We start from the raw sequence: 13,330 nt of genomic DNA, 5'->3' as shown, positions 1-13,330 counted from the left end.
GACTCCAGGTGCGTAAACATCAGTCTTCGGGGTGCGGGAGGAAGCGGCCGAAACGGCCCTGGTGGTACAGGAGCGGGCGGCCGGTGCTGTGCGTCTCGACCTCGGCGACGAGCCCGACGACCAGGATGTGGTCGCCGACCTCGGCCCGCTCGTACGGCAGGCAGACCAGGTGCGCGGAGACGTCCCGCAGCAGCGGCGCGCCGAGCGGCCCCGGACGCCAGCGGGTGGGCGGCGCGAACCGGTCGACGCCCTTGCGGGCGAACCGGGCGGCCACCTCGGCCTGGTCGCTGGCCAGGATGTTGACCGCGAAGTGGTCGGCGGCGCCGAGCAGCGGCCAGGTGGTCGAGGAACGGTCCACGTAGAAGGAGACCAGCGGCGGTTCGAGGCTGACGGAGGAGAACGACGTGGCGGTCAGGCCGACCGGGACGCCGTCGGTCTGCGCGGTGATCACCACCACGCCGCTGGCGTGCACGGCGAGCGCGCGGCGGAAGTGCTCGGCGCCGACGGCGCGCCCTGGCAGCGTCTCCGTCATGCCGCGCTCCCCTCGGGGCCGGGGTGGAGGCGGGTGGATCGCAGGTCTGAGCTGGATGGGATCACGGGGTGTTCCTCACGAGAAGTTCCCTCACGGGAGAACGAGCGCGGGTGGGAGAGGGCGGAGGCGTGGGCGTCGGCGGCCACGCCGCGGCGGTCGATCCGTGATCAACGACACTGGGCGCTGGCGACGTGGCCGAAGTCCACGTGGGGGCGCTTGGTGAGGAGGAGGCCCTGGCTCATGGTCAAGACGCTAGGCCGCCGTTCCGGATAAGTCAATATTTCCTACTGGTTTTACCGGTAATTAGCCCGGCGCCGCCCCGGCTCGCCGGCCGCCGCGCTACGACCGCAGCGTGAGGGGGTCGAAGGCGTGAGCGGCCCACAACCGGCGGGAGGCCTCCTCCGGGTACGCCGTCACGCCCGGCACGCTGTCGACGACCCAGGTGTGCCTGGCCTGCGGCTCGTACGCGGGCCAGCCCGGCTCCCCCGTCGCGGCGAAGGCGGCCCAGGCCGCGCGGACCCGGGCCGACAGCTCGGCCGCGGCCGGTGGCGGCTCCTGCCCGAGCAGCAGCCGCGCCGCCCCGGCGGTCAGGTTGCCGAACGTCAGCGGCAGGCCGAGCCCGTGACAGGCGCCGAGGATCTCACCGCCCATGCCGGAGGCCGGCCAGGTCAGCTCGTACACGTACGCCCGGCCGCGCCGCTGGTGGGCCTCGGCCAGCCGCAGCGAAGGCATCCGGAACAGCCAGTCGGAGTGCACCAGCTCGTACAGCCGCTCCTCGCCGGCCTCCGGGTGGGCGGCCCGGTAGGCGCGCGGGTCCGGGGCGAGCTCGCGCAGCGCCGTGTCCGCCTGCTCGGGGGTGATCTGGCCGAGGTCGCCCCTGATGGCCATGAACAGCCGGTACTCGTCACGGTTGTGGCCCGCGATCAGCTCCACGTCGCGCGCCGCCCAGCCTCCCGGCGACGCCCACGGCGCCACGGGCAGCACCTCCCCGTCCACGACGGGCGCGAGCAGCGTCCGGGCGTACGCGGCCCGGCCCCACCGCGGGTTGCCGCCCATCTTGTCCGACATCGTGTCCCCGGCGTCGATCAGCCGTCCGGGCGGCAGCCGGGCGAGCTCGCCCGCGACCGGGGGCAGGCCCAGCTCACCGGCCACGGCGGCGGCGAGGTCGGCGGCCAGGTCGGGAGTGAAGAACAGGCTCGGCACGCTCTGCGCGATCGCCCTGCGGAACAGGCCCTCGGCCGCGGGCATCACCATGAGCGCCGCGATGCTGCCCGCGCCGGCGGACTCGCCGAAGACGGTGACCCGATCCGGATCACCGCCGAACGCCGCGATGTTGCCGCGCACCCAGCGCAGGGCGGCCACCTGGTCCAGCAGCCCGCGGTTGGCCGGCGCGCCCCGGAAGTGCCCGAAGCCCTCGGCGGAGACCCGGTAGTTGAAGGTGACCACGACGACGCCGTCCCTGGCGAGCACGCGGCCGTCGAAGAGCGGGTCGCCGGACCACCCGTACATGTAGCCGCCGCCGTGGATCCACACCATCACCGGCAGCCGCGCGGCCCCCAGGCCGGGGGACCACACGTTGAGGGTCAGCCAGTCGCCGTCGGTGTCGTCCGCGCCGCCCGCGCCCAGCAGCCTCGACTGCGGCGGCGGCGGGCCGAACGCGCCGGCCTCGCGCACCCCGTCCCACGGCTCGGCCGGCACCGGCGCGGCCAGCCGCAGGTCGCCCACCGGTGGGCGCCCGAACGGCACGCCACGGAAGACGGCCACGCCGTCCTCCACCCGCCCGCGCAGCCTTCCGGTGGTCACCCGGACCTCGGGGGCCGCGGATCCGATGGCGCTCATGGCACGCTCCTCGGGGCGCCGGCTCGCACGGCCGGGCGCGGCCATCCTCCCCCGGGCCCCGGGCCCGCCGCACCTGGATATCGGCGGTCAGGGAGTGTCGCGAGCCCCCACGGTGATCACGCCGGCCGTGTGCAGGCTGGTCAGCAGGGCCCAGTCGCCCGCCGGGTCGAGCCAGATCTGGAGCCCGGCGGGGCCCGACGGTCTCGGCAGCGATCCGGCGGGCCGGTAGAACGACGCGACCAGGACGAGCGGAACGGGAGCCGTCCAATGGGCGGGCGCAGGCGGCTCGTGCCGACCGCCGAGCAGGACGGCGCGCTCCTCCTCCCCGCACGCGCCGAGCCGCCCGGCCGCGAGCTCCGCCTGCAGCCTCACCTGCACGTGCAGGGCGAGGGCGACCCGCGCCGCCGCCCGTTCATCGTCGGCGCCGAGCTCCGGGTAGCCGGGGACGAGCATGCCGACGAGCTCTTCCGGTTCGTGGGCGTAGCCGCGCAGGGCGCCGCCCGAGTAGATCATCTCGTAGCGATACGGCCGGCCCTCCGCGTCGACCGGCGGGGCGGGCGGCCGCTCCGCCTCGGAGACGTTGCGGATGATCACGGTCATGGGCCCGGTGTCCTGTTCGCCGGTGCGGTCGTCATGGCTTCCCGTCGTCCGGGACGGCCCAGCGGGTGACCGCGAACAGGGCGGTGAGCTGCTCCTTGTCGGCGGCCCGCCAGAAGATCTCGTCCATCAGCAGCCGGAAGGAGAGGCTGCCCTCCTCGGTGGTGTCCGCCGCGGAGCCGAGGCGGCGCAGGTCCGCGTGGGCGCCCAGGGGGTCGTGCCGGCCCCCGTTGGGCTGCGCGTCCAGGATCGCGTTGCGGAAGGCGGCCTCGACCACCGCGAGCGAGACCTTCACCTGCGCCTGGATCACGGCCGGGTCGAGCGAGCCGTCCCAGATCCGGAGCTCGACGTGGTCCTTGCGCCCGCCCGTCACGCCGAACGTGTTCACCGCCGTCTTGCGCCCGTGGAGACCCCGCACCTGCGAGATCGACTCGTAGCCCGCGGCGTGCGGCGAGCCGGGCAGGCACCAGCCCTGCCCGCGGTGGCCCTCCCGCTCCGGGTTGTGCCCGAGCCTGTAGAGCGTGTCGGTGTGCTGGGCGACGTAGTTCAGCACGCTGGTGTAGTTGCCGACGAGGTGGTCGTAGTCGTGCGTGCTCACGTGGATGTGGCCGCCCGCCCTGACGCCGGCCGTGCCGCCGTGCGCGCGGATGATCTCGCAGGCCAGGCGGATGTTCTCCCACGTCTCCGGCTCGTCGTACAGGATCGGCGAGACCAGCTCGCCCATCACCGTGCTGTCCTTCTCCAGCCTCCACAGACCGCGCCCGCCGTGCGCTCCCGAGCGGTAGCCCGCGTCCTTGGTGGAGTGGTAGTCGTGCACGGTGGCGTCGGCGGTCAGGCCGGCCTCGTGCAGGGCGCGGGGGATGTTCATCGCCGTGTCGTTCGAGACGCCGCCCGGCACGTCGTACTCGATCTCCAGGCCGAACCCGCGCCCGCCGTCACGGGCGCCCAGCCCGGCGGTAACGTTCTCGTACAGGTACGGGATCGCCGCCTCGCCTCTGAGCGCGCGCTCCACCGCCTGGTCGTAGGCCCGCTTGAAGGCGTCGAAGTCGCGGGTGAACGACACCTCCGGGACGTCCGGCCGGCGCTGCCACGCCTCCACGCGGGATTCCAGCGAGGCGACCAGCTCCCGTTCCAGCACGCCACGCGGGTCCGTGCCGATCAGCGACTGCAGGGAGCGGCGCAGGGGGGAGAGGCTGCGGCGGTACTCCTGGCGCGCCCGCTCGTGATCGCGGCTCGCGGCCTCCCGGGCGTCCCGCACGGCCGACGGGGACAGATCGTGCAGGCCCGGAGCGCTCCCGCGCACGTCCGGCGCGCCGCTCTCAGGCCGGGGAAGTCTCAGCGCGTCGAGCACCTGTTGCCGGTCGACCGGGGCGAAGAGGTCGAAGCCGCGCTGCGCCACCTCGGCCGCCCGCCGGGCCAGCCCCTCCGGGGAAGGGCCGAGGCCCGCGTCGTCGGCCAGGCGGCGCACCGGGTCGAACAGCCACAGCCGGGACGACGGCTCGGAGCGGGTGATCTCGGTGAGCCGGGCCAGGGCGCGTGCCTCGTCGTCGGCCGCCCGCGTGACGCCGTACTCGTCCGCGAGCCGCAACCCGTCCCACAGGTACGGGTCCCGCGCCCGATGGGCGAGGAGCAGATCGGTGAGCTCGCGGGCGCCGGGGGCCCGCGCCGGGTCGTCACCGTGGGCTCGCGCGTCCCCGGCCAGGCGGACGAGCTGTTCCAGCGATCCTGCCTGGCCCACCTCGTGCGCCAGGCGTTCCAGCGGCAGGAGGACCCGCCGCCCCATGCCCGTCTCCGGATGCGTGACGATGTCGTACAGCAACGACAGCATCCGGGCGCCGGGGTCGCTCACCTCGCCCAGCGCGTACTTCCCGGCCACCAGCAGGCCGTTCCACAGCTCCGGGTCCGCCTGCCGGAACCCTCGCATGGCGTCGTTGAAGGCCTGGTCCCCGGTCGTCCCCGGCGGCAGGTGACCGTTGGCGTGCGCCGCCTGCACGAGCGGCATCACCTGCTGGACGTTGTGGACGCCGGCGGTCTGGAGCAACGGCCTGGTGAACGCGCTGACCGTGCTCTGGACGACCAGCGGACCCATCATCTCCACCATGAGCCCGGCCACCCGCGCCTGCGCGACGGTCGAGGCGGGCAGCAGGGACCGGTGCTGGTAGCCGAGCCAGCGGTGACGATCCGCCGCCATGGCCCTGCCGAGGACGCCGGCCAGCTCGGCGCGGTCGCGTGCGGCCTCCGGGGCCAGGCCCTGCCTCTGGGCGTCCTGGTAGAGGTCGACCAGGGCGTCCACGTCGAGGCGGGCATTGAAGAGCTGCATCGCCAGGTCGCCGATGGCCCTTCGCGGGTTCTCCGCGTGCAGGCTCGTGCTCATCGAGGCCAGGGCCACCGCCGTCGCGTCGTCCTGCCGCTCGACGGGGAGCTCCCGCATCAGGCTCGTGCCCTGCTCCAGGAGCTCCTCGCGCGGTGGGGCGCCGTCTTCCGGGTGGCCGTTGAGCAGGCGTTCGATGCGGTTCGGGGCGCCCTGCTCGTGGCCGCCCGCGTCGCCGGGCGGCCAGCGGTGGAAGATCGCCGCGGCCTCGGCGAAGTTGCGCGGCCGGGGATCGGCTATCGGGGAGTAGCCGTCGGCGAGCGCGGTGTCCGGAGGGCCGGGCACCGCGGGCATGCGCGCGTGGCGGGCCTCACCCGCCGCCGCCCCCGCAACGGCGGTCTCCGGCACGAGCGGCGGCGTGACGGCCGACGTGACGGGCGGGATGGTGCCGGTGCCCGCCGTGTCCGCCGTGCCCGTCGTGTCCGTCAGGACGTGGTCCAGCCGGGCGCGGACCTCGGGCCAGGCCACGGCGAAGTCCGGGTGCAGATCGAGGCCCGCCACGTCCCGCACCGGCACCCACGCGACGTCGATGGACTCCGGGGACGCGGGCCACACCTCGGCCCGCGAGGGCATCTCGCCGATGACGGTGTCGAACGCCCACCCGCCGTGATCGTCGTGGTGGACCGCGCGCACCTCCACCTCGCGCAGGTCCAGCCTCATCGCCTCGCCCGCTTCGCGGAACGCCGTCTCGACGGGCGCCTCACCGGGATGGCGGGCGCCGGCGACCGGCCCCCAGAGCCCTCCGTGGTGCGTCTCCAGGGAACGCAGCTGCACGAGGACGTGCACCTCGCCGCCGGGACCGCGGTGGAAGGGCAGCAGGCCCGCCGCGCCGTGCGGGTCCCCGTGCCGGTGCCCCTGGCCGCACTGTGTCCAGTCGTCACCCGGCTGCCTGGTCCGCCAGCCGCGGGGCAGGTCGGCGTACGGGCCGGGGCCCGTCTCGACGACGTGCGGCGGGCGCAGGACGGTGACCTCGCCGGGCGCCGCGAGCAGGACGAACTCGTGCAGGGGAAGCTGTCCCATCCCCGTCCACGGGGTGGCCAGCACGCGGGAGGCCGGGAACACGCCCGCCATGACCGCCCCGTCCCCCAGGCCGGTGTACCGCTTGGCGACCCCCGGGGCGGCGCTCCAGGACTGCAGGGGCAGCGCCGGCGGAGCCGCCACCACGTCGCCGGTCCCGGCGGCCGCCAGGGACGGCATCGGGTGACCCCGCTCGAACGCCACGCCGCGGTAGAGCGCCAGCTCCTCGATGCCGTGGCGGCTCAGCTCGTGCTGGGTCTGCGCGTACTGCCGACGCAGGAAGTCGCGCAGCACCTCGCCGTGGCGGGCGTAGTCCCTGGCTCCGGTCGTGGCGCGGCTGGAATCGGCGTACGCCTGCAGGTCCAGGACGCCCGTCAGCCCGAACTCGTCGAGCGCGGCCATGTTCATGGCCAGCCTCGGCGGCAGCAGCTCGCCCGCGCCGAAGCCCCACATCCGGACCAGCTCCTGTACGGCCAGCCGTCGCGCGATGCCCACCGCCTCGGGCGAGTCGAACGGCAACTGGCGCAGGATCCGGCGGGGGCCGGTGATCTCGCCGGGGCCCCGTACGTACGACGGCAGGTCGCCCCGCTCGACCGCGTGCCAGGAGCGGATGGTCCTGCCCAGGGCCCCGTACTCGGAGTGGACCAGCAGGTGACCGGGGTCGCCGACCGCCCGCAGCAGGCTGTCCTTGCGGGCCGCGCGGAGGAGGTCCCGCGTCGAGGAGCTCATGGTGTTCATCAGCCGCTCCACGGCCGCCCGGTCGGAGGCGACCCAGGCGGGGACGCTGATCGGGTCGTACGCGCCGTCCTGGCTGAGCAGGCTCGCCACCCGCTCCTGCGCCGGTCCCGCCGGGCCGGGGCCGGCGGGGAGCGCTCTGGAGTGGGCGGCCGGTGTGCTCAGGACCGCCGGCACGCCTCGCTGCCCGGGAACGGGCGGGAACGCCGTCTCGGCGGGCGGATGTGCTGCTTGTGCAGGCGGCTGTGCGGCCGTGGGCGGGAGTGGCGCCTGCGCGGGCGGGTGTGCGGCTGCGGGCGCGCGCCCGTTCTGCGAGCCCGGGTTGTCCCCCGGAGCCGGGAGCCTGCCGTGCACGGGTGGCGCCACCGCGTTGTGCGGCGAGGAGGCCGGGAGGCCCGCGTCGGTGGGGCGGTCACCGTGCGCCGGACGGGTGGCGGGCGGGGCCGTGCCAGGGACCGCGGGCGGCTCGGTCCGGTCCTGGGACGCCCGGTCCGGGGATGTCCGGGAGGCCGCGGACGTCTGCTCGTCCGCCACGGGCGTGGCGCCGTGGTCCCGCTGCGGGAGTGGCGCCGTGCGGGAAGCCGCCGCATCAGCGGCGTCCTTCCCGGTGCCCTGCTCGGCCGCGTCCCGACCGGCCCTGTCCGGGTCGGCCCTGTCCGGGTCGGACGGCTTGCGTTCGGCGGTGTTCTGCTGGGCAGTGTCCGGGTCGGCGGTGTCTCGCTCGGCAACGTCCTGCTCGGGGGTTTCCGCGACGTGAGCGACCGCGTTGACGGCCGGGACGGTGGCGGGGAGCGGCGAAGCGCGGGAAAGGTCGCCCGGGGTCACGGCCTCGGCCCGCACCGCCGGGGCCCCGTTCATCGGGCTCCGCTCGGCCGTGGGGGCGGGCAGCGGCGTGTCTCGGCGCTGGACGACCTCGCCCGCGATCGTGTCGCCGCGATGCGGTGCAAGCGTGCCACCGCCGGCTTCGGAGGGCGGCGGCCGGTCGATCACGGTGTCCGGGCCGCTGCGGGGCTCCGGTGGAGCATGCTGCACGAGGGTCGTGGCGTCCGGGCGGAAGGCAGGCGAGCCGCCCGCGTCGCCGTGGCCCGCGGCGGCCGGCTGATGCGGCCCGGCCGAGGGAAGACCCTGTCCCGGCAGGAGTGCGTCCCGGCCTGAGGGACCACCGGAGCCGGCGAACGCACCCGAGCCCGAAAGAGCAGCCGAGCCGGAGGGACCGCCGGAGCCAGGAGAAGCACCGGGGCCGGAGGGAGCGTCGGAGGTGGGCGGGTGGGGGCCGAGGTCGGCGACGGCCAGCATCGGGAGGTAGCTCACCCGCGCCGAAGCCGGCACGCCGAGCCCGCCCGCCACCCCCGAGATGAACGTGTACCCGAGATGCTCGGCGTCGAGCTGCCCGCTGAGGGCGAGCCCGGGGACCGCGCCGAGGGTGCCCGTCACCCCGCCCAGCAGCGCCTGCCCGTACATGCTCTGCCCGAGCGCCACGAGCCTGTCGCGCACGGCCAGCTCGGCCTTGGAGGCGACGTACACCATGTTGCGGCTGAGCAGCCGCGACAGGCCCGCGTTCGCGCCGGCGAACAGCGCGCCGGTCAGCGCGCCGCTGCCCGCCGACAGGGCGAGCGACTCGAGGTCGAAGTCGCCCGTCTCGCGATCGCCCCAGACCTGCTGGGCGGCCTGCACGCCGAGGTCCAGGCCGCCCATGACGACGCCGAAGCGCAGCATGTTCAGCAGCACGAGGCGCTTCAGCGTCTGGATGTTCACCCTGGTCAGCAGCGAGTGGTGCTGGATCAGCCCGAGAACGGCCGGACCGTTCACGCAGATCCACACCAGCAGCCTGACGATCATCGCGCCGAGCAGCGCCAGCGACGCGTAGATCATCCACTCGGTGTGCTGCATCCGCACGCCGTGCTCGCGCAGGGACTTCGCCTCGTCCCGCAGCGCCTGCTCCAGCAGGTCGAGCAGCGCCTCGGGCGAGCCGGTCGCGCCCTCCCGCCCGCTGAGGGTGGCGAAGACCTGCTCGAACGACTCCTTGGCCGCCCCCTGCCAGAGCCCGTCGCGCAACAGCCGCATGACGGCGCCGGCGTCGTCCGCCTTCATCTCGGCCAGGGCGTCGGCCAGCTCCTCCAGCGTCCGCGCCTCGGCCATGATCCCGCCGACCTCGGTCTCGGGTAACGCGCCGCCCGTCAGCGGCTGCGCCATCGGCTTGACCACGTCGGGGACCAGGCTGAGGTCGAGTGCCATCTACGGGGTTCCCGGCCGCGGGAGGAAGGAGTCGAAGCCCGTGTGCTCCCCGAACAGGTCGTCGAAGGGCAGGTCCGGCACGAACGGCCCCATCAGCTCCTTCATCTCGCCGGAGACCTGCCGGGTCGCGTGCCCGATCTGCTCCACGATGGAGTCGGACAGCTCGGACGGCGACAACTTGCGGTAGACCCGCGGGTCGAGCTCGATCGTGCGCACCTCGCCGCGGGGGCCGACGGTGACGGTCACCATGCCGTCGTGGGAGCCGGCCGTCGCCGACAGCTCCCGCATCCGCTCCTGCATCTGTTTGAGCTGCTCGGTCTGCTGGTTGACCTCCTGGACGAGCTGCTCCAGCAGCCGCCACTGCTCGTTCGATGCCATCGCCGTCCCCACATCAGCACCATCAGCCTCAATGGCCTCCCATGCCCCATCTTCTCTCATTTCACGACGCGGAATGACCTTCGAACGCCGGGATTCGCTACGCTGCCGACTCGTGGAGTTCGACGGATCCGCCTACAGCAGGAGCCAGCTGCGCCGGCTGGCCCGCGGCACGAGCGACATGGCCGCGCTCGTGTCCGGCACCGACGCCCGGTACACGACCTCGGTGAGCGCCATCCGTGCCGCCGTGGGCGACGACGACTACGGCCGCGCCTACTGGCAGGCGCGAGGCCGGCGCATCGACGGCATCGGCACCGGCCTCGGCCTGCTGGCCTCCGCGCTCGGCCGGGAGGAGACCCGGTTGCTGCGCGCCCTGAAGACGTACCGCGCCGGCGACGACGCCTCGACACCGGAGGCCTGAGGAGGCCGCCCTCCTGTCAGTTCTTGATGCCGGTGAGCGTGACCCCCTCGATGAAGTAGCGCTGCAGGAAGAAGAACAGGGCGATGATCGGGGCGATGACGGCGGCGGAGGCGGCCATCAGGTAGCCCCACTGGGTGAGGTAGATGCTCTGGAAGGAGGCCAGGCCCAGGGAGAGCGTGTACTTCTCCTCGTCGTTGAGGTAGAGCAGCGGCCCGAGGAAGTCGTTCCAGGTCCCGATGAACGTGAAGATGGTGACCACCACGATCGCGGGCTTCGACAGCGGCATGACGATCGTCCAGAACACCCGCCACGGCGACGCGCCGTCGATGTAGGCGGCCTCGTCCAGCTCGAACGGGATCGTCAGGAAGAACTGCCGCAGCAGGAAGACGTTGAACACGCCGCCGCCCGCCCCGGCGAACCAGCTCGGCACCGTGAGCGGGATGAACGTGTCCAGCGCCCCCAGCTCCTGCCACATGACGAAGGTCGGGATGAGCGTCACCGCGTACGGCAGCATGACGGCGCTGAGCAGCACGGCGAAGGTGAGGTTCCGGCCGCGCCAGCGCAGGCGGGAGAAGCTGAAGGCGGCCACCGAGCAGGTGAGCACGGTGCCCAGCACGCTGATCACCGCGATGATCACGGTGTTGACGAAGTACAGCCAGAACGGCTGGGCGGTGAGCGCCTCGGTGAAGTTCGTCCACTGGAACGGCGAGGGGATCCACTCCGGCGGCGCGACGAACATCTGCGCGTCCTGCATCAGCGCGCTGCGCACCAGCCACACGAACGGCAGCAGCGTCGGCACCGCCCCGGCGGCCAGCGCCAGGTACACCAGGGCCTTGCCGTACCTGCGGGGCCTGCGCAGGCCCGCCGTGGGCGCCACCCGTGCCGAGCGCGGCGGCGCCTCCACCGCGGTCATCGCGCACCTGCCATCTCGTAGTAGACCCAGCGCCTGGCGTTCCTGAACAGCAGGAACGTGATCACCACGATGATCATGAACAGCACCCAGGCGAGCGCGCTGGCGTATCCCATCTCGCTCTCCCTGAACGCCATCCGGAACAGGTAGTAGACGTAGAAGAGCGTGGCGTTGTTGGGCCCGCCCTCGGTCATCACGTACGCCTGGTTGAACACCTGGAACGTGCCGACCACGCCCACCACCAGGTTGTAGAAGATGGTCGGCGTCATCATGGGCAGCGTCACGTGCCAGAAGCGCCGCCACGCGCCGCCGCCGTCGATCGAGACCGCCTCGTACAGGTGCCGCGGCACGCCCTGCAGGCCCGCCAGGAAGATCACCATGGTGTTGCCGAAGCCCCAGGTGCTCATGACGATGAGCGACGGGACGGCCATCGACTCGTCGTAGATCCACTGACCGGTGGGCAGCCCGGCCTGGCGCAGCAGCGAGTTGAGCAGCCCGAAGTCCGGGTTGAAGATCCAGATCCAGAGCACCACGTTCGCGATGGCCGGCACGAGCGTCGGCAGGTAGAAGACGGTGCGCCAGACCGGCAGGCCGCGCACCTTCTGGTTGAGCAGCATGGCCACCGCGAACGACACGATGAGCACCAGCGGGACCGCGCCGAGCGTGTAGTACGTGGTGGCGCTGAGCGATGTCCAGAACAGCTCGTCGCGGGCCAGCTCGGCGTAGTTGCCGAGCCCGATGTACGCGGGTGTGCCGCCCACCTGCCAGTCCGTCAGGCTGAACACGAACGAGGCCACCATCGGCCCCGCCGTGAAGATCACGAATCCGAGGATGGCCGGGAGCGCCATGAGCACGCCCCAGCGCCGCTCCATGCGGCGCTGGCCCGACAACCCGGCCACGTCACGGCTCCTGCGTGTGCTGCCACCCCTGCAGCATGCCGGTGATCTTGGGGGTGACCGCCTTGAGGATCTCGGCGGCGGGCCGCTTGCCCGACTCCAGTTCCTGAAGGGCGGGGGTCAGCACGTCGCTGGAGATCGCGGACAGGTTCTTGACCCGGTTGCGCAGGTCGGGCACGCCGTGGTCGCGGCCGTAGTCCACGACCGCCGTGCGGAACTCGGGCGGGTGGGCGTCGTTCTTCGTCCAGGAGTCGATGGCCGCCTGGTCCTCGTAGTACTTCTTCTCCTGCGGCATCCACAGCCCCTGCTTGTACAGGTCCACGTACTGCGGGTCGATGTGGAAGGCGAACAGCTCCACCGCCTCCTCCACGTGCTTGGTGCCGGCGAACACCGACGAGGCGCCCGCGACCTGGGAGGTGGTGAACGGCTCGCCGTACTTGGGCAGCACGCCGATGCCGTAGTCGACCTTGCTCTCGTTCATGTCGAGCAGCGCCCAGTGGCCGTCCACCACCATCGCCACCCGCTTGGTCTTGAGCAGGATGTTGGTGCCGGGCACGTCGTCGCCGGTCGCGGCGAGCTGGCCGGGGCCGGGGGCGACGCGGTGCTTGTAGATGAGGTCCTGCAGGTTCTGGAACATCTGGACGGACTCGGGGGTGTCCAGCAGGCACTTCCTGCCGGTCTCGTCGGCGAAGTCGGCGCCGTTGCTGCGCAGGAAGCCGTACCAGGCGGCGGCGTAGGTGAGGCTGATGGAGATGCCGAACTGGCGGACCTGCCCGGGGTCGAAGCCGGACTCGTCGGGATGCCTGCCGTTCTGGTCCACGGTGAGCTTGTAGGCGTTCTCCACGAGCTGGTCCCATGACCAGGCGGAGGCGGCCACGGCCGGCGGCGGGGCGATGCCGGCGGCGGCGATGGCGGACTTGCTGTACCACAGCAGCTCGATCTCGTTGGCGGTGGAGACGCCGTGCAGCTTGTCCTCGCCGTACCAGAGGTAGGCGTCCGGGAGGTAGCCGGCGAGCTGCGGGTACTTCTGCAGGTACGGGTGGAGGTTGACCAGGTTGCCCTGCTCGGCCAGGCGGAACGACATCGACATCGGCACGTAGCCGAGGTCGGGGGTGCGGCCGCTGGCCACCAGGCTGTTGAGCTTGACGTCGTACTCGTCGGGGGTGAAGACCGGCTTCACCTCGATGCCGGGGTTCTTCTGCTCGAAGGCCTTGAGCATCTTCTCGATGGCGGCCTTCTCGAACGTCGAGCCCCAGTACATGAACTGCAGCTCGGTGGAGCCGGCGGCGCCCGTCCCGCCGCCGCCCGAGCCGCAGGCCGCCCCGGCCGCGCCCAGCGCGGCGAGGCCGCCCATCCTGAACAGGTCTCTTCTCTTCATGGGGGGTGTTCCTTACGCAGGCGA

Annotated in this window: 9 protein-coding genes; 1 reads left to right on the top strand and 8 read right to left on the bottom strand. The window is 73.0% G+C overall.

Features of this window, described 5'->3' with window-relative positions; all coding sequences use genetic code 11:
- Positions 1-19: 19 nt before the first annotated feature.
- From HD597_RS18990 to HD597_RS18970, 5 genes are all read right to left on the bottom strand, one after another.
- Positions 20-532 carry a flavin reductase family protein gene (locus tag HD597_RS18990; protein ID WP_253743997.1) on the bottom strand — a complete coding sequence of 171 codons (513 nt, stop codon included), beginning with the start codon at positions 530-532 and terminating at the stop codon, positions 20-22.
- 339 nt (positions 533-871) lie between these two features.
- On the bottom strand, positions 872-2,371 hold the full coding sequence (locus tag HD597_RS18985) for a carboxylesterase/lipase family protein (protein WP_253743996.1): 1,500 nt from the start codon (positions 2,369-2,371) through the stop codon (positions 872-874).
- A gap of 87 nt (positions 2,372-2,458) precedes the next feature.
- Entirely contained in the window at positions 2,459-2,971 is a 513-nt protein-coding gene (locus HD597_RS18980; protein WP_253743995.1) for a hypothetical protein, read from the bottom strand.
- Between the two features lie 31 nt (positions 2,972-3,002).
- Complete coding sequence (locus HD597_RS18975) at positions 3,003-9,326, bottom strand: NUDIX domain-containing protein (RefSeq protein ID WP_253743994.1); 6,324 nt, start codon at positions 9,324-9,326, stop codon at positions 3,003-3,005.
- Positions 9,327-9,704 (bottom strand): YbaB/EbfC family nucleoid-associated protein, encoded by a 378-nt coding sequence (locus tag HD597_RS18970; protein WP_253743993.1) that lies wholly within the window; start codon positions 9,702-9,704, stop codon positions 9,327-9,329.
- 112 nt (positions 9,705-9,816) lie between these two features.
- On the opposite strand from HD597_RS18970, the gene HD597_RS18965 reads away from it, so the two are divergent.
- Positions 9,817-10,122 carry a hypothetical protein gene (locus tag HD597_RS18965; protein ID WP_253743992.1) on the top strand — a complete coding sequence of 102 codons (306 nt, stop codon included), beginning with the start codon at positions 9,817-9,819 and terminating at the stop codon, positions 10,120-10,122.
- Positions 10,123-10,138: 16 nt separating this feature from the next.
- Here HD597_RS18965 and HD597_RS18960 read toward each other — a convergent pair whose 3' ends face one another.
- Genes HD597_RS18960 through HD597_RS18950 form a run of 3 tightly spaced genes read right to left on the bottom strand, consistent with a single transcriptional unit; the run spans position 10,139 to position 13,306 of the window.
- On the bottom strand, positions 10,139-11,035 hold the full coding sequence (locus tag HD597_RS18960) for a carbohydrate ABC transporter permease (protein ID WP_253743991.1): 897 nt from the start codon (positions 11,033-11,035) through the stop codon (positions 10,139-10,141).
- Positions 11,032-11,931 (bottom strand): carbohydrate ABC transporter permease, encoded by a 900-nt coding sequence (locus HD597_RS18955; RefSeq protein WP_253743990.1) that lies wholly within the window; start codon positions 11,929-11,931, stop codon positions 11,032-11,034. The genes HD597_RS18960 and HD597_RS18955 overlap by 4 nt, the downstream gene beginning before the upstream one ends.
- Before the next feature lies 1 nt (position 11,932).
- A complete protein-coding gene (locus tag HD597_RS18950; protein ID WP_253743988.1) occupies positions 11,933-13,306 on the bottom strand; it encodes an extracellular solute-binding protein in 1,374 nt (457 codons plus the stop codon).
- Positions 13,307-13,330: the final 24 nt, after the last annotated feature.

This window comes from Nonomuraea thailandensis (genome assembly GCF_024172165.1).
Taxonomy (GTDB): domain Bacteria; phylum Actinomycetota; class Actinomycetes; order Streptosporangiales; family Streptosporangiaceae; genus Nonomuraea; species Nonomuraea thailandensis.
The sequence above is the reverse complement of the archived record's forward strand: the minus strand, read 5'-3'. Positions and strand labels throughout refer to the sequence as shown.

Excerpts from the sequence above, each read along its gene's own strand:
- HD597_RS18990 (WP_253743997.1), bottom strand. The coding sequence starts at position 532 with ATGACGGAGACGCTGCCAGGGCGCGCCGTCGGCGCCGAGCACTTCCGC.
- HD597_RS18985 (WP_253743996.1), bottom strand. The coding sequence starts at position 2,371 with ATGAGCGCCATCGGATCCGCGGCCCCCGAGGTCCGGGTGACCACCGGA.
- HD597_RS18980 (WP_253743995.1), bottom strand. The coding sequence starts at position 2,971 with ATGACCGTGATCATCCGCAACGTCTCCGAGGCGGAGCGGCCGCCCGCC.
- HD597_RS18975 (WP_253743994.1), bottom strand. The coding sequence starts at position 9,326 with ATGGCACTCGACCTCAGCCTGGTCCCCGACGTGGTCAAGCCGATGGCG.
- HD597_RS18970 (WP_253743993.1), bottom strand. The coding sequence starts at position 9,704 with ATGGCATCGAACGAGCAGTGGCGGCTGCTGGAGCAGCTCGTCCAGGAG.
- HD597_RS18960 (WP_253743991.1), bottom strand. The coding sequence starts at position 11,035 with ATGACCGCGGTGGAGGCGCCGCCGCGCTCGGCACGGGTGGCGCCCACG.
- HD597_RS18950 (WP_253743988.1), bottom strand. The coding sequence starts at position 13,306 with ATGAAGAGAAGAGACCTGTTCAGGATGGGCGGCCTCGCCGCGCTGGGC.